A 17,009-nucleotide genomic window follows, 5' to 3' on the forward strand; every position below is an offset into this window, starting at 1 on the left:
CAGGACGTTTGACGACGTCCACGACGTTTCGAGATGATTAGAGGCGTATCGATGCTCACCTCCACCACGCGCCGCAAGCGTGCGGCGACCATCCTGGCGCTGGCGGCCGCGCTGACGGTCGCGGCGCCCGCCGTCGAGGCCCGGCCGGGCGGCGGCGCCAGCATGGGCTCGCGCGGCTCGCGCACGTTCAACGCGCCGTCGGCCACCACGACCGCCCCGAGCGCGGCGCCGATGCAGCGCACCCAGACGCAGCCCTCGCCCGGCATGACCAACCCCGGCATGCAGGCCCCTGCCGCGCGCCCCCGCTTCGGCGGCGGCTTCATGGCCGGCCTGCTCGGCGCCGGCCTCCTCGGCGCGCTGCTCGGCGGCGGCTTCTTCGGCGGGCTCGGCGGCATCGCCTCCATGCTCGGTCTGCTGCTGCAGGTCGGCCTGGTCGTGCTGCTCGTCTCCTTCGCGGTGCGCTGGTTCCGCCGCCGCAACGGAGAGCCGGCCGCCGCGGGCGCGCCCTACGCCCGTTCGGGCATGGATCCGAACGCGGCCGGGGGCGGCAATCCCGGCCTCGGCGGTTCGGCCGGCGCCGGCGGCATGATGGGCGGCCCCCAGCGTCCGCCGCAGCAGCGCCCGGTGCAGATCGGCCCGAACGACTTCCAGTCGTTCGAGCGCCTGCTCAACGAGGTCCAGGACGCCTATTCGCACGAGGACATGGTCGGCCTGCGCAACCTCGCGACGCCGGAGATGGCCGGCTACTTCGAGGAGGAGCTGCGCGGCAATGCCGCCCGCGGCGTCGTCAACCGCATCTCGGACGTGAAGCTGCAGCAGGGCGACCTGTCGGAATCGTGGGGCGAGGGCGCGCAGGACTTCGCCACGGTGGCGATGCGCTACACCCTGAAGGACGTGACGATCGACCGGAACAGCAACCGCGTCGTCTCCACCGAGCCGGGCGAGGCGACCGAGTTCTGGACCTTCGTGCGCACGCCCGGGCGCCCGTGGATCCTCTCGGCGATCCAGCAGACCCGCTAAGACGCCACGCTTCGACGAAACCGGCCGGCGTCCCTCACGGGGCGCCGGCCTTTCTATGCGCGTCCCACAGGTTGGCGAGCCGGACGAAGCCGGCCACCGGCACCTCCTCGGCCCGCGCGGTCTCGGCGATGCCGGCCTCCGCGAGCAGGGCGATGGGCTCCGGCGTCAGCCCCTTCAGGCTCTGGCGCAGCATCTTGCGGCGCTGCCCGAAGGCCGCGCGCGTCACCGCCTCTAGCGCGCCCGCCCGGCAGGGCAGCGGGTCGGCGCGTGGGACGATGCGCACGACGCTCGAGGTCACCTTCGGCGGCGGCACGAAGGCGGAGGGCGCCACGTCGAACAGGATGTCGCTCTGCGTGCGCCAGCCGCACAGCACGCCGAGGCGGCCGTAATCGGCCCGCTCCGACTCGTCGGCGACGATGCGCTCGGCGACCTCGCGCTGGAACATCAGCGTGGCGGAATCCCACCACGGCGGCCAGGCCTCGCCGTCGAGCCAGCCGGTGAGCAGGGCGGTGCCGACGTTGTAGGGCAGGTTCGCCACGATCCGCGCCGGCCCGTCGCCGATCAGCGGCCGCGGGTCGAAGGCCAGGGCGTCGGCGTCGACGACCGTCAGCCGCCCGGGATGGTGCGCCGCGATCTCGGCCAGGGCCGGCAGGGCGCGGGGATCGCGCTCGACCGCGATCACCCGCGCGGCGCCCTCGGCGAGCAGCGCCCGCGTCAGCCCGCCGGGCCCCGGCCCGACCTCCAGCACGGTCACGCCCGCGAGCGGGCCGGCCGCGCGGGCGATCCGCCCGGTGAGGTTGAGGTCGTACAGGAAGTTCTGGCCGAGCGCCTTCTTCGGCTCCAGCCCATGCCGCGCCACCACCTCGCGCAAGGGGGGCAGGCCGTCGGGGGCGGTCATCGGACTGTTCGCGCGTGAAGGATTGCGCCGGCGCCGAAAAGCACGCGCGTCCCCTCTCCCCGCACGCGGGGAGAGGCCCAGCTGCACCCCGTCGTGCAGCTGGGCAGCGGAGGCGCAGCCGGAGCGAGGGTGAGGGGGCCTCGACGGCGTAGGCTCGTCCGTCGCAGCCCTCTCACCATCGGCTGCCGCCTCGCTCTGTCGACGACGAGGTCGACAGAGCCCTCTCCCCGCGTGCGGGGAGAGGGGATGCGCAAGGAAGCTCGCTCGGCGCCTTGCAAGGTTTCGCTCACAGCTCGTCCTCCGCATCGAAATGCGCGGCCGGGGCGGAGCGGGGGCGGCCGGCATAGGCGTTGAGCGGGATCACGTCGGCGGTGCGGCCCGCGCCGCCGGCCCGCGCCGCGGCGGTGCGGGCGAGGCGGTCGGCCAGACGGATCGCGGCGATCAGGCTGTCGGGGCGGGCGAGGCCCTTGCCGGCGATGTCGAAGGCGGTGCCGTGGTCCGGCGAGGTGCGCACGAAGGGCAGCCCGAGGGTGACGTTGACGCCGTCGTCGAAGGCGATGGTCTTCACCGGGATCAGCGCCTGGTCGTGGGTCGGGCAGAGCGCCACGTCGTAGGTCTGCCGCGCCCGCGCGTGGAACAGGGTGTCGGCCGGCAGCGGCCCGCGGATGTCGATGCCCTCGGCACGCAACCGCGCCACCGCCGGTGCCAGCACGTCGCGGTCCTCGTGGCCGATCGTGCCGGATTCGCCCGCATGCGGGTTGAGGCCGGCCAGCACCAGACGCGGCGCTTCGTGCCCGAAGCGCTCGGCGAGATCCCGGGCGACGATGCGGGCGGTCTCGACCACGAGATCCTGCGTCAGCAGGCCCGGCACGTCGCGCAACGGCACGTGGATCGTCACCGGCACGACCGCCAGCGTCTCGCTCCAGATCATCATCACCGGGCGCGGCGGGGTGCGGCCGGGCGCGACCGCGAGCGCCGCCAGGAACTCGGTGTGGCCGGGATGGGCGAAGCCCGCCCGCGTCAGCACGAATTTGGCGATCGGGTTGGTCACCACCGCGCTGGCCCGGCCCGCGCGGACGAATCCGACGGCGGCGGTGATCGACTCGATCGTCGCCCCGGCCGTGACCGAATCCGGGACACCCGGCTCGGCTTCGGTCTCGCTGCCGCTCGGCAGCGCCACCACGGGGAGCGCGCGGGGAAACACCTCGGCCGCCGTCTCGGGGTCGATCTCGGCCACCGGCACGGGCAGGCCGAGCCGGTTGGCGGTCCGCTCGACGAAGGCCGGGTCGGCCACGAGGAAGAAGGCGGGGAGCGGATCGCGCGGCGTGCTGGCGAGCCAGGCCGCCAGCGCCAGTTCCGGTCCGATCCCGGCGGGGTCTCCGAGCGTCAGGGCGAGGGGGAGCATCGGGGTCGGCGGGGTTTCGCGGCGGGGAGGCCTGCCTTAGCAGGCCGCCCGCGCCGCCGCGACCCGCTCCCGCGCTCAGTGCGCCGAGGCGATGCCGTCCGCGGTGGTGGCGGTGCCGACGTTCTGGCGCAGGTCGGCCTCGCCGAGGGTCTTGAGCTCGACGCGCAGCAGCACGGTCTGGTTGCGCTCGGCGACGCCGGTCACGGTGGCGATCGGCGAGACGATGTAGTTCAGCGACACCGTGGTGCACTCGTCCTGGTAGCCGGCGCCGACGCTCATGCCCGACAGGTAGAACCGGCCCGGGTTCTGGTAGGTCGGCAGGGTGCCGACCGGGTTGGCGATGTAGCTCGCCAGCGCCTCGGAATAGAGCGTCCGCGTGTCGAGGTAGTGCGTCAGGTCGACGAGCGCCGAGCCGGTGACGAACCAGTTCGGGGTGATGTTGTAGGTCGCCGTCGCGGTGATGCCCTCGCGGCGATGGCTGAAGCCGAGCAGCGGCTGCGCCTCGTAGTACGAGTAGAACGCCGACAGCGACAGCGGCAGGAACGGCGCGAAGCGCGCGGTGACGCCGGTCTCGAAGCGGTTCACCTTGAAGTCCGCGTGGTCGAAGCGGGCGCGGGTGATCAGGCTGATGTTCTGGTTCGGCGAGACCTGGAAGCGGCCCACGAAGTCGGAGGCGGTGCTCTCCAGGCCGGAATCGAGGCCGACATTGGCGATGTCGCCGCGGCGGAACGAGTTGACGCCGGCGAGCTGGATCGACTCGCCGAACATCGCGTTCGCGTACCAGCCCGAGGCGGTGACGACCGAGTACTGCGCGCCGAGGTTGGTGCGCACACCGCCCTCGACCCGGTCGTAGCCGGAGAACTTGTCCCACTGGAACAGCGAGGTGTCGTCGAAGACGAGGCTCTGCGCGTCCTCGTTCGGCAGGTGGCCGATCCGGGTCTCGGAGGGGCGTGCGATGACCTGGGCGATCGGCTCCAGGGTGTGGACGCCGAGCGGCCCGAAATCGCTGACGAACGGATAGCGGTAGTCGATGCCGACCGCCGGCATCACCCGGCCGGAGAAGCCGTCGTCGACGGAGGCGATCTGCGGCACCAGGGCGTTCTGGTAGCCCGACAGGCTCGGGTTCACGAAGAACGCGTCGGTGCGCAGGTACGCGAACGGCGTGATCGCCTGGCCGAGGTCGTCGATGAAGGTCCGGCGCCAGGAGAGCTGGGCCGAGGCGCGGGTGTCCGTGCCGGCCAGGCCCCGCACCAGGCAGGTGTTGCGGTTGAAGGTCGTGCAGGTCTCGTAGAGCGGGTAGCTGATGCCGTTGACGCTCGGGCTGAACAGGTAGGTGCCGGTGCGCGGCAGGCCCTGGAAGTCCGTCGCCTCGCGGGTCAGGCTGGTGATGTTGGCCTGGAAGCGGACCTCGCCGCCGAGCTCGCCCGGGCCGTTGATGCGCTTGTCGTAGTCGATCACCGGCAGGACCAGCGGCTGCTCCTTCTGCCAATCGAAGCTCGACAGGCCCTTGAAGTAGTAGCCGCGCATCTCGAAGTACGAGCGATCGCCCTGGCCGGTGAGGTACGCGGTCGATACCGCCTCGCGGAAGTAGTCCGTCGTGATCGACTGGTTGCGGATGCGGTAGTTGTCGAGGAACCACTTGTCGGTCACGCCGACGAGGTCCCAGCCGGTGCGCCAGCGGTCGTTGATGTAGAACCGGCCCTTCGATTCGATCGAGCCGCGGAAGTCGCGGTCGCCCGCGCCGATCGGTCCCGGCAGGAAGGCCGAGGGCGTCGTCTGGAAGATGCCCGAGACCCGCAGGTTGTAGCTGCCGTTGTCGAGGCGCTGGCGGAACTCGCCCTGCCCGAGCACGCCCTGGCGGCTCAGGAAGGACGGCGACAGCGTCAGGTCGTAATCCGGCGCGAGGTTGAAGAAGTACGGCACCGTCAGGCCGGTGCCGAGCGCCGTCGTGTTGATGAAGCGCGGGGTCAGGAAGCCGCTCTGGCGCTTCACCGTCGGGTCGGCGGACTCGAAATACGGCAGGTAGGCGACCGGGATCCCGGCGATCTCGACGGTCGAGTCCTCGAAGTAGATCGTATGGGTCTCGTTGTTGTGGATGATCTTGGCGGCGCGCACCTGCCACAGCGGCGGCTTCTCCGGGTGGTCGCGGCACGGCTCGCAGGCGGTGTAGGTGCCGGAATCGAAGCTGGTCTGCTCGCCTTCCAGCCGCTCGCCGCGCGGCGACGAGAAGCGCGTGCGGATGGTCTCGCCCTTGCGCTCCACGGTCTGCTGGATGCGCAGGCTGTCGATGAAGCCGCTCTTGAAGTCGTCGGTGAGCTCCATCTTCTCGCCGGTGACGACGGCGCCGTCCTGGTCGGTCAGGCGGACGTTGCCCTCGGCGAAGACGCGGCTCGAGGCCCGGTCGTAGCGGACGCGGTCGGCCTGCAGCGTGCGCGGGCCGTAATGCAGCTCGGCGTTGCCGCGCGCCGTGACGGTGTTCTTGTCGTTGTCGTAGATCAGCTCGTCGGCCTCGACGAGGAGCTTGTCGCCGGGCTTGCCGGCCACGGGCTTGCCGGCGACCGGCTTGCCGCCCGGCAGGCCCTGGGCGCCCGCGGGCACGGCACCGCCGACGGACGTGCCGGCGCAGAGCAGCGCCAGCAGCCCGAGGACCTTCGCGATGTCGGCGACCTTACGCAACGCCTGTCCCAACTCCGCTGACGCCCGCCGCCACGTTTCCGTCCACGTCCGTCTCCCGTGCCCGCTCCGGAGAGCGGGCGTCAGCCGTCTTCCTGGTACAGAAGCGTGAGCGTACCGAGAAGGCTTCCTACCACGGCCGGGAACCACGCCGCCACCGGCGCCGCGACGATCCCGGAGGCTCCGAGGCCTTCCATCACCTGGCGGGCGACGTACAGGGCGAACCCCGCGGCGACCCCTCCGAGCACCAGCTTTCCCACACCACCAAAGCGGAAGAACCGTAAGGAAACGGTTGCCGCCACCAGGACCATGGCCAGGAAGAGGATCGGCCGGGCCCACAGCACATCATACTGGAGACGGTAGCGGGTCGCATCCAACCCGGCCCGCTCGGTGCGTGCGATGGTGTCGGGTAGTTGCCAGAAAGGCACGGATTCCGGGTGGGTGAAGCGCTGGCGCACCTGGCTCGGATCGAGGGTCGAGGCGATGAGGTAGGTGCCGAAGGCCTCCGGCGGGCTGCCCGGCGTCAGCACCCGGGTGTCGGTCAGCTCCCAGTAGCCGTCGTGCAGGCTCGCCCGCGCGGCGACGATCTGCGAGACGAACAGGCCGGCATCGTCGAAGGTGAAGACCTGCACGCCCGCCAGCGTCGTCGTGCCCTCGATCGCGGTCTCGGCGCGGATGATCGCGCCGCCGTCGAGGCTCTTCTGGCGGATCCACAGGTCCTTGCCCGAGGACGCCTTGGTCGACTTGGCGAAGATCTTCGCCTCGATCTCGGTCGAGCGCTGCTTCATCATCGCCGAGACCGGGTTGTAGACCCCGACCGTGAAGGCGCCGAGCGCCAGGGCGACGAAGAAGCCCGGCTGCAGGAACTGCCACGCCGAGATCCCGGCGGCGCGCGCCACCACCAGCTCGAGCTTGCGCGAGAGCTGGAGCATGGCCGCCATCGAGCCGAACAGCACGGCGAAGGGCAGCACGCCCTCGGCCACCGCGGGCGTGCGGTAGAGCGAGAGCTGGGCCATCAAACCTGTGGACGCGCCCTCCGCGTCGCCGGCGCGGCGCAGCAGCTCGACGAAATCGAGGGTGTAGACGAGCGCGAACACCGTGATGAACACGCCGAGCACGGTGCGCGCGAAGCGGGCCGCGAAGTAGCGCCCGAGGGTGAACCCGATCAGCATGCGGTTTCAGCCGGCGGCGAGGCGGGGCGCGCGGAACCGCCCCCGCACGGCGGCCGCGAGGCGGCCGTTGAGGGCGCGCACCGCCGGGCCCTGGAAGATGATCAGCGACGACAGCGCGATCGCCAGCAGCGGCACCGCGTAGATCGCCGCCACCGCCCCGGCGCTGCGGGTCGCCGCGCTGGTCGCGGTGAAGCCGGCGATGCGCAGGGCGATGACCGCGATGACCGCGCTCGCGACCGCGCCGGCCCGGCCCTGTCGGGTGGTGCGCGGGTCGCCGAGCGCCGCGAACGCGATGAAGACCAGGGCGAGCGGGTAGAGCCAGGCCGAGAGCCGGTCGTGCAGCTCGGCGCGGAAGCGGCCCTTCTGCAGCTGGAAGTAGCCCTCGGTCCTGTCGGGGAAGAGCAGCTGCGCGGTCGAGCGCTCGCGCGGCTTGTACACCGTGTCGCCGTCGGGCGGCGCGAAGGCCGCGAGGTCAATCGTGTAGCGCTCGAAGGTCAGGATCGAGCTGTCCCGCGAATCCTTCTGCTGCTGGTGCACGCTGCCGTTCTGCAGGGCGAGGTAGCTGCCGCCGTCCACGTCGATCGCGTTGCCGCGCTCGGCGAGATAGACCTTGGTCTTGCCGGCTTCGCGCCGGTCCTGGATGAACAGGCCGAGCAGGGCGCCGCCGGGGCCGCGCTCGCGGAAGTGGAAGGTGATGCCGTTGTCGAGCTGGGTGAACTGCCCTTCCTTGACGACGTTGGCGATGAAGTCGCCGCGCACGCGGGTGATCACGTCGCGCAGCTCCTGGAAGCTCGCCGGCATCACCACGATGGTCACGAACCCGACCAGCGCGCTCACCGCGAAGGCCAGCGTGAGGAACGGCCGCAGGATCGCGCGCGGCTTCATCCCGGCCGCCGACATCACGATCAGCTCGGAATCGCCGTTGAGGCGGTTGAGCGCGTAGACGACGGCGATGAACAGGGCCACCGGCGCGATCACAACGACGAGGGTCGGCAGCGACAGGCCGGTGATGAACAGGAAGACCAGCACGGTCTGGCCCTTGGCCGTGATCAGGTCGAGCTCGCGCAGCGCCTGCGTCACCCAGATCGTGCCGGTGAGGCCGACGAGGCAGGCGAGGAAGGCCCCGAGCGCGATGCGGAAGATGTAGCGCGCGATCTGCGTCATCGAACCCCTACTTCCGCCATGCCCGCCCGTCGCCGCGCCCGCTCGCACGGTCTGGGGCCCCGTCGCCGGATCGCCCGGCCGTCCTTTCCGATGGCGCGTGAACTGGGGCCTTTCGAGGGCGCCCGGGTCGCGTTGCGTTCTCCGCCTCACCGGCTACACAGGGCACCGATGGGCGTGCGGCTGTCGAGCACGCTCGTGACAGCGGAACAGGGCAGAAGGCAACGCCATGTCGGACGGCATCACCATCCATTTCGCCCCCCTCGGCCGGGGCGGATCCGGGGACCTCGTGGTGTTCGTCGGCGACGACCTCGTGCTCGGCGCGGGCGCGCGGGATGCGCTCGGCCAGGGCGGCATCGACCTGATCGCCCGCGCCGCCGGCAGCGAGAAGTTCAAGGCGCGGGCCTCGAGCGCGCTGGTGCTGCCGGCGCCGGCCGGCGTCGACGCCGATCGGCTGGTGGTGGTCGGCCTCGGCACCGACAAGGACCGCGCCAAGATCGACTGGCCGGTTCTCGGCGGCTTCACCGCGGGCAAGGTCTCGGGCCGCGAGGCCCGCGTGGTGCTCGACTGGCCGGGCGCCGCGATCGCGGCGGCGAACGCCGCCGACTTCGCCCTCGGCGCGCGCCTGCGCAGCTACGGCTTCGACCGCTACAAGACCAAGAAGAAGCCCGACGCCGAGGACACCAAGGCCGCGACCACGCTGACCTTGATGCTCGCCGGCCACGCCGAGGCAGAGGCCGCGGCGCAGGCGAGCACCGCCGTCGCCGAGGGCGTGACGCTGGCCCGCGACCTGCTCAACGAGCCGCCGAACGTCCTGACGCCGGAAGAGTTCGCCCGTCGCGCCTCCGAGCTGACCAGGCTCGGCGTCGAGGTCGAGGTGCTGGAGCCGGCCCGGATGCGCGAGCTCGGCATGGGCGCGCTGCTGGCCGTGGCGCAGGGCTCGGTGCGCGAGCCGCGGGTCGTGGTGATGCGCTGGAACGGCGGCCCGGCCGGCGAGGCGCCGGTGGCCTTCATCGGCAAGGGCGTGGTGTTCGATTCCGGCGGCATCTCGATCAAGTCGGCCGGCGGCATGGAGGACATGAAGGGCGACATGGGCGGCGCGGCCGCCGTCGTCGGCACCCTGCACGCGCTCGCCGCCCGCAAGGCGCGGGTCAACGTGGTCGGCGCCATCGGCATCGTCGAGAACATGCCCGACGGCGCCTCCTACCGGCCGTCCGACATCGTCACCTCGATGTCGGGCCAGACCATCGAGGTGATCAACACCGACGCGGAAGGCCGCCTCGTCCTCGCCGACGTGATCTGGCACGTGCAGGGCGCCTACAAGCCGAAATTCATGATCGACCTCGCCACGCTCACCGGCGCGATCATCGTGGCGCTGGGCCAGGACATCGCCGGCCTGTTCTCGAACGACGACGACCTGGCGGCGAAGATCCACGCCACCGGCGAGGCGGTCGGCGAGAAGGTCTGGCGGATGCCGCTCATTCCCGCCTACGACAAGGCGATCGACTCGAAGTTCGCCGACATGAAGAACACCGGCGGCCGCCACGGCGGCGCCGCGACGGCGGCGGCCTTCATCAAGCGCTACGTCAACGACGTGCCGTGGGCGCATCTCGACATCGCGGGCGTCGGCATGTCCTCGACCGCGAGCGAGATCAACAAGAGCTGGGGCGCCGGCTGGGGCGTGCGCCTGCTGGACCGGCTGGTGCGCGACCACTACGAGGCGAAGTAGCGGCCCGGCCGCGTCACGGCGGAGCGCCCGATGCGCAGGACAACCCTCGCGGCCGCACCCGTGGCGGCGGCGTTGCTCTGCCTCGGTCTCGTCGCCGCGACCGGGGTCAGCCAGCGCTCCGACCTGCCGGACTGGCTGGCGCCGCGCGCCTACGGGTTCTTCCTCGACAGCTATCCCCTGTTCGCCTTCGCCCTGGTCTACGGCGTCGCCCGCCTCGTCGCGACGGCCGCGGCGCCGGGGCCGGCCGGGTTGCCGCGCCGCGTCGCCTGGTGCGCCGTCGGGATCGCGGCGCTGCTGGCGGCCGGGTCGTACCCGACCTTCGGCGGCGTGATCCTGCGCGGCGCCTACGGCAGCGGCAGCATGGCGTTCCTGACCGGCCAGCCGCTCTGGCTCGCCTACGCCCTCGGGGCCGCGGTCGGGGCGATCGCCTTCGGCGCGATCCTCGGCCTGTTCGGCTGGCTCGCCAGCGGGCGCCTCCGCCCGCGCGACGGCTGGCGCGCCCGCATCGGGCTGGCCTTCTGCAGCGTCCTTTCCCTGTGGTTCGCCGCCGCCCTGCTCGGGCTCGCGAGGAGCGAGGGCGCGGGGCCGTGGCCGCACCGGGCGTTCACCGCGCGGGAGGCCGGCATCGCCGCGCTCCTGGTCCTGGCGGCCGCCCTGCCGCACGCCGTCGTCTCGGCCTTCCGCCAGCGCACCCGCATCGCCGCACCATAACGGCCGCGCTGTCAGCCGCGGCGAACCCTCGGCGCCGGCGCTTGCTTGCCGCGGGCGGAGCGATCCCGCACAGTCCGGGCCAAGGGGAGCGAACGCACAAAGCCGATAAGCGTGGCCGCGAATGCCGCGCGCGATGGAGAAACGCCGTGATCCAGGACAGCCGGGCACCGCGCCCATGGCTCGCCGCCTACCCGCCGGGCATGCCGGCGGAGATCGACGCCGACAGCCTCGGCACCCTCGTCGACCTGTTCGAGACCAGCACGGCGCGCTTCGCCGACCGGCCGGCGCTGACGTGCTTCGGCTCCTCGATGACCTATGCCGCGCTCGGGAGCGCCAGCCGTGCCGTCGCCGCGTGGCTCGCCGCCCAGGGCCTCGCCAAGGGCGACCGCGTCGCGATCATGATGCCGAACGTGCCGGCCTACGCGGTGGCGATCTTCGGGGTGCTGGTCGCCGGCGGCACGGTGGTGAACATCAACCCGCTCTACACGCCGCGCGAGCTGTCGGCGCAGCTCAACGATTCCGGCGCCCGCATCCTGTTCGTGCTCGAGAACTTCGCCCACACCGTCGCCGAGGCGCTGCCCGGGATCGCCCTCGACCGCGTGGTGCTCGCCGGTCCGGGCGACGGCCTCGGGCTCAAGGGCCGGGTGATCGACCTCGCCTCCCGCCACCTGAAGAAGGCGGTGCCGCCCTTCGTCCTGCCGGCGGGCAAGGCGGTGCGGCTCGACGCGGTGATGCGCCAGGGCAGGGGGCTGACGGCGCCGAAGGCCGCCGTGACGCAGGACGACCTCGCCTTCCTGCAATACACCGGCGGCACCACCGGCGTCGCCAAGGCGGCGATGCTGACCCACCGCAACATCATGGTGAACGTCGTCCAGAGCGAGGTCTGGTTCGAGGGCCTCGACGAGCCCGGCCGGGTGATGGTCACGGCGCTGCCGCTGTATCACATCTTCGCGCTGACCTGCTGCTTCTTCTTCTTCATGCGCACCGGCGGGAGCTGCCTCCTGATCCCGAACCCGCGCGACGGCGACGGCTTCGTGAGGACGCTGTCGAGGACCCGGTTCACCCACTTCTCCGGCGTCAACACGCTGTTCAACCTGCTGAACAACCACCCGAAGATCGGCACGGTCGACTTCTCGCAGCTCGACTACGTGGTGGCCGGCGGCATGGCGGTGCAGAGCGCGGTCGCCGCGCGCTGGAAGGCGATCACCGGCAAGACCATCATCGAGGGCTACGGCCTGTCGGAGACCTCGCCGGTGGTCTGCGTCAACCCGTATCGCCTCGCGGCGTGGTCCGGCACGATCGGCTATCCGCTGCCCTCGACCGACGTGTCGATCCGCGGATCGGACGGGATGCCGGTGCCCGCCGGCACCCCCGGCGAGATCTGCGTGCACGGGCCGCAGGTGATGAAGGGCTACTGGAAGCGCCCCGACGAGACCGCCGCGGCGACCACCGCGGACGGGTTCTTCCGCACGGGCGACATCGCCGTGATGGAGGCGGACGGTCAGGTGCGGATCGTCGACCGGATGAAGGACATGATCCTCGTCTCCGGCTTCAACGTCTACCCGAACGAGGTCGAGGACGTGCTGTCGGCCCATCCCGGCGTGCTCGAATGCGCCGTGGTCGGCGCGCCCCACGCCGAGACCGGCGAGATGGTGGTGGCCCACGTCGTCCTGCGCGACCCCGCGCTCACCGCCGAGGCGATCCGCGCGCATGCCCGGACCCAGCTCACCGGCTACAAGGTGCCGCGCAGGGTCGTGCTGCACCAGAGCCTGCCGAAGACCAACGTCGGCAAGGTCCTGCGCCGGATGCTCCGCGACGAAGCGCCGCCGACCGGATCCGAAACGGAGGTAACCCCTCCGCCGTAGACGGCGAACAAGACGCGCGCAGCGGTCCACCGGCCCCTCGAGGGGGCGGTCGCGACACGTGCGGGCAGGACAGTGCGGAGACGACGATGCTGATCAAGCGGTTGCGCGGCTGGGAGATGCCCGAGCACCTCGTTACCCCGGAATCCGTGTTCCTCGACCGGCGGGCGCTGCTCGGCGGCTCCGCCGGGCTCGCCGCGGGGGCGATGCTGGGCGGGCGGGCCTTCGCCGACACGGGGCCCTATCCGGCCAAGCGCAACGACGCCTACGCCCTCGACCGCCCGCTGACGCCGGAGGCCTTCAGCGGCGACTACAACAACTTCTACGAGTTCGGCACCTCGAAGACCGTGCTGCCGGCCGCCGACGCGCTCAAGACCAGCCCGTGGACGATCAAGATCGAAGGCCTCGTCGAGAAGCCGTTCGAGCTCGGCGTCGAGGACCTGATCCGCAAGATCGGGCTGGAGGAGCGGCTCTACCGCCACCGTTGCGTCGAGGCGTGGTCGATGGCGGTGCCGTGGACCGGTTTCCCGCTGTCCAAACTCGTGGCGCTGGCGAAGCCCGCCTCGGGGGCGAAGTACGTCCAGCTGACGACCTTCCTCGACCGCAAGATGGCGCCGGGCCAGCGCACCTTCTACCCGTGGCCTTACGTCGAGGGGCTGACGATGGCGGAGGCCGGCAACGACCTCGCCTTCGTCGCCACCGGCATCTACGGCAAGGCGCTGCCGAACCAGTTCGGCGCGCCGATCCGCCTCGCGCTGCCGTGGAAGTACGGGTTCAAGTCGATCAAGTCGATCGTGAAGGTCTCGTTCGTGGCCGAGCGGCCGAAGACCTTCTGGGAGGCGCTTGGCCCGTCCGAGTACGGCTTCTGGGCCAACGTCAACCCGGCGGTGCCGCATCCGCGCTGGAGCCAGGCGAGCGAGCGCGTGCTCGGCACCGACACCCGCGTCCCGACGCTGATCTACAACGGCTACGGCGAGCAGGTGGCGGGGCTGTACAAGGACCTGCAGGGCGAGCGGCTGTTCGTGTGAGGTGAAACCCCGTCCGGGGAAGCCGCTGAAGTCTCGACAGGGCTCTTCCCTCCCCCCTCTGCGGGGGAGGGTGGCCCGCGAAGCGGGTCGGGAAAGGGGAGCGCGCTGTCCGGGAAGGTCGCTCCCCTCTCCCGACCCTCGCTGACGCGAGGCCCTCCCTCCCCCGCAGAGGGGGGAGGGAGGCCATCCGCCTCACTCCGCGTCGCGCAGCGCCCGGCGGATGATCTTGCCGGTGGTGGTCATCGGCAGGGCGTCGCGAAAGGCGATCTCGCGCGGGTACTCGTGGGCCGAGAGCCGCATGCGCACGAAGGCCTGGATCTCGTCGGCGAGCGCCGGCGAGGCGGCGTAGCCCGGGCGCAGGACGAGGAAGGCCTTCACGATCTCCGTGCGCAGCGGATCGGGCTTGCCGACCGCGGCGGCGAGCGCCACGGCCGGGTGGGCGCACAGGCAGGCCTCGATCTCGGCGGGGCCGATCCGGTAGGCCGCCGAGGTGATCAGGTCGTCGTCGCGGCCGACGAAGTGGACGTAGCCGTCCGCGTCGCGCCGGGCCTGGTCGCCGGTGAGCATCCAGTCGCCGGAAAACTTGCGCGCGGTCGCCTCGGGCTGGTTCCAGTAGCGCAGGAACATCACCGGATCGGGGCGGGCGACGGCGATCTCGCCCGGCTCGTCCGTGCCGGCCTCGCTGCCGTCGGGCCGCAGGATCGCGACGCGGTGGCCCGGCACCGGCTTGCCGGCCGAGCCCGCCCGGCCGATCCCTTCCGCCGGCGCGGCCGCGAGCACGAGGTTGCATTCGGTCTGCCCGTAGGCCTCGCCGACGGCGAGCCCGAGCGCGTCCTCCGCCCAGCGATAGGTGTCGGCGCCGAGCGCCTCGCCGGCCGAGGCGACGTTGCGCAGCGACGAGAGGTCGTAGCGCGTGCGCGGCGCCTCGACCGCGCGCAGCATCCGCAGGGCGGTCGGCGCGAGGAAGGCGTTGGTGATCCGTAAGCGCTCGATCACCCGGAAGGCGGCGTCGGCCTCGAACCGGGCGGCGCGGGCCACCACCGGCACGCCGTGGCGCAGCGCCGGCATCAGCACGTTGAGCAGGCCGCCGGCCCAGGCCCAGTCCGAGGGCGTCCACATCAGGTCGCCGGGGCGCGGCGGAAAGGCATGCATCCGGTCGAAGCCGGGCAGGTGGCCGAGCAGCACTCGGTGCCCGTGCAGGGCGCCCTTCGCCTGTCCCGTGGTGCCGGAGGTGTAGATCATCAGCGCCGGGTCGTCGGGGCCGGTGTCGTGGGCCGAGAAGTCGGGTGCGGCGGCCGCGAGCAGGTCGGCGAGGCCGAGCGCGTCGCCCGAGGCGCCGTCGACCGAGACTAGCAGGGACAGCTCCGGCAGCTGCCCGCGGATCGGCTCGAGCTTGGCCAGCCCGGCCGCGTCGGTGATGCAGGCGCGCGCGCCGGAGTCGGCGAGGCGGTAGGCCAGCGCCTCCGGGCCGAACAGGCCGGCGAGCGGCAGCGCGATGGCGCCGAGCTTGTAGGCGGCGGCGTGCGCCACCATCACGGCGGTCGATTGCGGCAGCAGCACCGCGACGCGGTCGCCCGGGCCGATCCCGCGGCCGGCGAGCGCTCCGGCGAGCCGATCCGAGTCCGTGCGAAGCCGCCCGAACGTCGTGGTCGCCACGGTGCCGTCGGCGGCGACCTCCAGGATCGCCGGGCGTTCCGGCTCGGCGGTGCCCCAGCGGTCGCAGACGTCGACGCCGATGTTGTACCGGGCCGGGATGTCCCAGCGGAAGCCGGCCTCGGGCGCGTCCACCCGCGTCTAGCCGCCGGTCGCGGGGAAGCCGCCGGAGAAGACGAAGTCGGTGATCGGGCGCCGGCCGTTATGGGCCTCCTTGGCACGCTGCTCGTGGTCGAGGTGTTCCGGCGCCACCGCGCGGCCGACGCCGTAGGCGGCCTGGATGGTGTGGTGCTCCGGCACGTTGAGCACCCCCGGCGCCCGCGCGCGGTCGAAGCCGCCCATGCCGTGGACGTGCCAGCCCTGGCGGTTGGCCTGAAGCTGGAAGGCGAGCGAGGCGGCGCCGGCATCGAGCGCATGGCTCCCCGCCGGCTTGAGCTCGTCGCCGACCTTCATGCGCTCGCTGGAGACGAGGAACACCAGCGCGCCGGTGCCGGCTGCCCATTTCTGGTTGCCCGGCAGGATCAGGCCGTAGAACGTCTCCCAGTTCGCGTCGTCGCGCAGAGCGTAGAGGAAGCGCCAGGGCTGGGAATTGTAGGAGGAGGGCGACCAGCGCGCCGCCTCGAACATCCGCATCAGCTCCGCCTCGGGCACCGCCTCGCCGGTGAACAGGCGGGGGGAGCGGCGATCGACGAAGATCGGATCGACCGCGTGGTCGGGCCGGCGCGGGTTGTCTGCGGTCACGGGCGTTGTCTCCGGATGGTGCGGCGCACTCGTGGCATCCCTTTGCACGAGCGGCGGCCCTGTCCGCAAGATCGGCCTAGCGGCGGCCGGACAGCCCGCCCATCCGGGCGAGCCGCCCCTGCTCGACGTGCCAGCGCGTCTCCTCGACGGCATCGGCGAGGCGGCGGATGCGCCAGCGTCGCCACGGGCGGATCAGCGGATGACCGGGAAGCCGGGTCTCGTGGTGGCGCAGCCGGGCCACGAGGCGCGGAAGGCAGGCCGCGGCCGCCTCGCCGGTCGCGACCTCCATCTTGCGCAGGGTCTCGCGGAGCTCGGCCTTGTGGTCCGCCATCGCCCGCACCCCGCGCCCTCGGATCGTGCGATCCTGAGCCGACGCGGTGTCGCCGCATAGGCGGCACGGGAGCGCGGGCGCCGACGGCGCCCCCGCGTCCGGGTCAGCGGTCGTTCTCAGTGGTCAGGGCGTCGAGGCGGGTGCCCTCGCCGCCGGTCTGCGTAAGCCGGACGCCGGAGCTGCCGTCCTCGCTGAAGGCGACGCCGGCCGTCATCAGCGCGCTGCGCAGGACCTCGACCTGGCCCGAGGGCGGATCGCCGGTGCCGGCCTCGAAGTCGCGCACGAAGCCCGCATCGAGCCCGGCCTTGGCGGCCAGGTCGGCCTCGGACCAGCCGAGCAGCCCCCGCGCCGCCCGCGACTGGACCGGGCTCAACGGCCTCGGGGCAGCGCCGCTCTGCCCACCTTCGTCAGATCCCGCCAAGCCGAACTCTCCTCGATTCGCCGATCTGGCCGACCGCCATCCGGTGCGTGACAACGGAGCGGAACGCGGATCGTTTCAGAATTCCGGCGAACGGCCCCGAATCCTGCGGACGGGCCGGCGAACTTCGCGCGGGACGCCGACAAAAGCCCGCCTGCGGCCGCCTTGACCACAATTGTGCTGAAATCCTATCGCATTGGCGCTTCC

At 72.1% G+C, this 17,009-nt stretch carries 14 protein-coding genes; 5 read left to right on the forward strand and 9 right to left on the reverse strand.

The features are described 5' to 3' along the window. Window positions 1-51: 51 nt before the first annotated feature. Window positions 52-1,020 carry a TIM44-like domain-containing protein gene (locus MKK68_RS25550; RefSeq protein WP_243933270.1) on the forward strand — a complete coding sequence of 323 codons (969 nt, stop codon included), beginning with the start codon at window positions 52-54 and terminating at the stop codon, window positions 1,018-1,020. Between the two features lie 34 nt (window positions 1,021-1,054). Here MKK68_RS25550 and rsmA read toward each other — a convergent pair whose 3' ends face one another. The 5 genes from rsmA to lptF all read right to left on the reverse strand — a co-directional run bounded on the left by rsmA (window position 1,055) and on the right by lptF (window position 8,332). Next, the gene (rsmA, locus tag MKK68_RS25555; RefSeq protein ID WP_243933272.1) at window positions 1,055-1,918 is read right to left on the reverse strand and encodes a 16S rRNA (adenine(1518)-N(6)/adenine(1519)-N(6))-dimethyltransferase RsmA; all 864 of its coding nucleotides are present in this window, start codon (window positions 1,916-1,918) and stop codon (window positions 1,055-1,057) included. Between the two features lie 286 nt (window positions 1,919-2,204). Next, window positions 2,205-3,323: a 4-hydroxythreonine-4-phosphate dehydrogenase PdxA gene (gene pdxA / locus MKK68_RS25560; protein WP_243933274.1), complete on the reverse strand. Its 1,119-nt coding sequence runs from the start codon at window positions 3,321-3,323 to the stop codon at window positions 2,205-2,207. Window positions 3,324-3,398: 75 nt separating this feature from the next. After that, window positions 3,399-5,999, reverse strand: coding sequence for an LPS-assembly protein LptD (locus tag MKK68_RS25565; protein ID WP_147860262.1), 2,601 nt, complete (start codon window positions 5,997-5,999; stop codon window positions 3,399-3,401). A gap of 80 nt (window positions 6,000-6,079) precedes the next feature. Next, window positions 6,080-7,168, reverse strand: a complete 1,089-nt coding sequence (gene lptG, locus MKK68_RS25570) for an LPS export ABC transporter permease LptG (protein ID WP_244033330.1) — start codon at window positions 7,166-7,168, stop codon at window positions 6,080-6,082. A gap of 6 nt (window positions 7,169-7,174) precedes the next feature. Further along, window positions 7,175-8,332 carry an LPS export ABC transporter permease LptF gene (gene lptF / locus MKK68_RS25575; protein ID WP_147860261.1) on the reverse strand — a complete coding sequence of 386 codons (1,158 nt, stop codon included), beginning with the start codon at window positions 8,330-8,332 and terminating at the stop codon, window positions 7,175-7,177. 226 nt (window positions 8,333-8,558) lie between these two features. Between lptF and MKK68_RS25580 the strand changes: the two genes are divergently transcribed. From MKK68_RS25580 to msrP, 4 genes are all read left to right on the forward strand, one after another. Further along, the gene (locus MKK68_RS25580) at window positions 8,559-10,058 is read left to right on the forward strand and encodes a leucyl aminopeptidase (RefSeq protein ID WP_244033331.1); all 1,500 of its coding nucleotides are present in this window, start codon (window positions 8,559-8,561) and stop codon (window positions 10,056-10,058) included. Between the two features lie 30 nt (window positions 10,059-10,088). Continuing rightward, window positions 10,089-10,769 (forward strand): hypothetical protein, encoded by a 681-nt coding sequence (locus MKK68_RS25585; protein WP_244033332.1) that lies wholly within the window; start codon window positions 10,089-10,091, stop codon window positions 10,767-10,769. A gap of 146 nt (window positions 10,770-10,915) precedes the next feature. Continuing rightward, on the forward strand, window positions 10,916-12,634 hold the full coding sequence (locus MKK68_RS25590) for an AMP-binding protein (protein ID WP_244033333.1): 1,719 nt from the start codon (window positions 10,916-10,918) through the stop codon (window positions 12,632-12,634). An 86-nt stretch (window positions 12,635-12,720) separates the two neighbouring features. Beyond that, window positions 12,721-13,659 carry a protein-methionine-sulfoxide reductase catalytic subunit MsrP gene (msrP, locus tag MKK68_RS25595; RefSeq protein WP_244033334.1) on the forward strand — a complete coding sequence of 313 codons (939 nt, stop codon included), beginning with the start codon at window positions 12,721-12,723 and terminating at the stop codon, window positions 13,657-13,659. A gap of 192 nt (window positions 13,660-13,851) precedes the next feature. Here the strand turns inward: msrP and MKK68_RS25600 are convergent, their stop codons facing one another. From MKK68_RS25600 to MKK68_RS25615, 4 genes are all read right to left on the reverse strand, one after another. Further along, complete coding sequence (locus tag MKK68_RS25600) at window positions 13,852-15,447, reverse strand: AMP-binding protein (protein ID WP_244033335.1); 1,596 nt, start codon at window positions 15,445-15,447, stop codon at window positions 13,852-13,854. A gap of 6 nt (window positions 15,448-15,453) precedes the next feature. Next, window positions 15,454-16,053 carry a nitroreductase family protein gene (locus MKK68_RS25605; protein ID WP_244033336.1) on the reverse strand — a complete coding sequence of 200 codons (600 nt, stop codon included), beginning with the start codon at window positions 16,051-16,053 and terminating at the stop codon, window positions 15,454-15,456. A gap of 76 nt (window positions 16,054-16,129) precedes the next feature. Next, on the reverse strand, window positions 16,130-16,384 hold the full coding sequence (locus MKK68_RS25610; protein ID WP_244033337.1) for a hypothetical protein: 255 nt from the start codon (window positions 16,382-16,384) through the stop codon (window positions 16,130-16,132). Window positions 16,385-16,487: 103 nt separating this feature from the next. Next, the gene (locus MKK68_RS25615) at window positions 16,488-16,757 is read right to left on the reverse strand and encodes a multiprotein-bridging factor 1 family protein (protein WP_147841634.1); all 270 of its coding nucleotides are present in this window, start codon (window positions 16,755-16,757) and stop codon (window positions 16,488-16,490) included. Window positions 16,758-17,009 lie beyond the last annotated feature (252 nt).

The organism is Methylobacterium sp. E-016 (genome assembly GCF_022829745.1).
Taxonomy (GTDB): Bacteria; Pseudomonadota; Alphaproteobacteria; order Rhizobiales; family Beijerinckiaceae; genus Methylobacterium.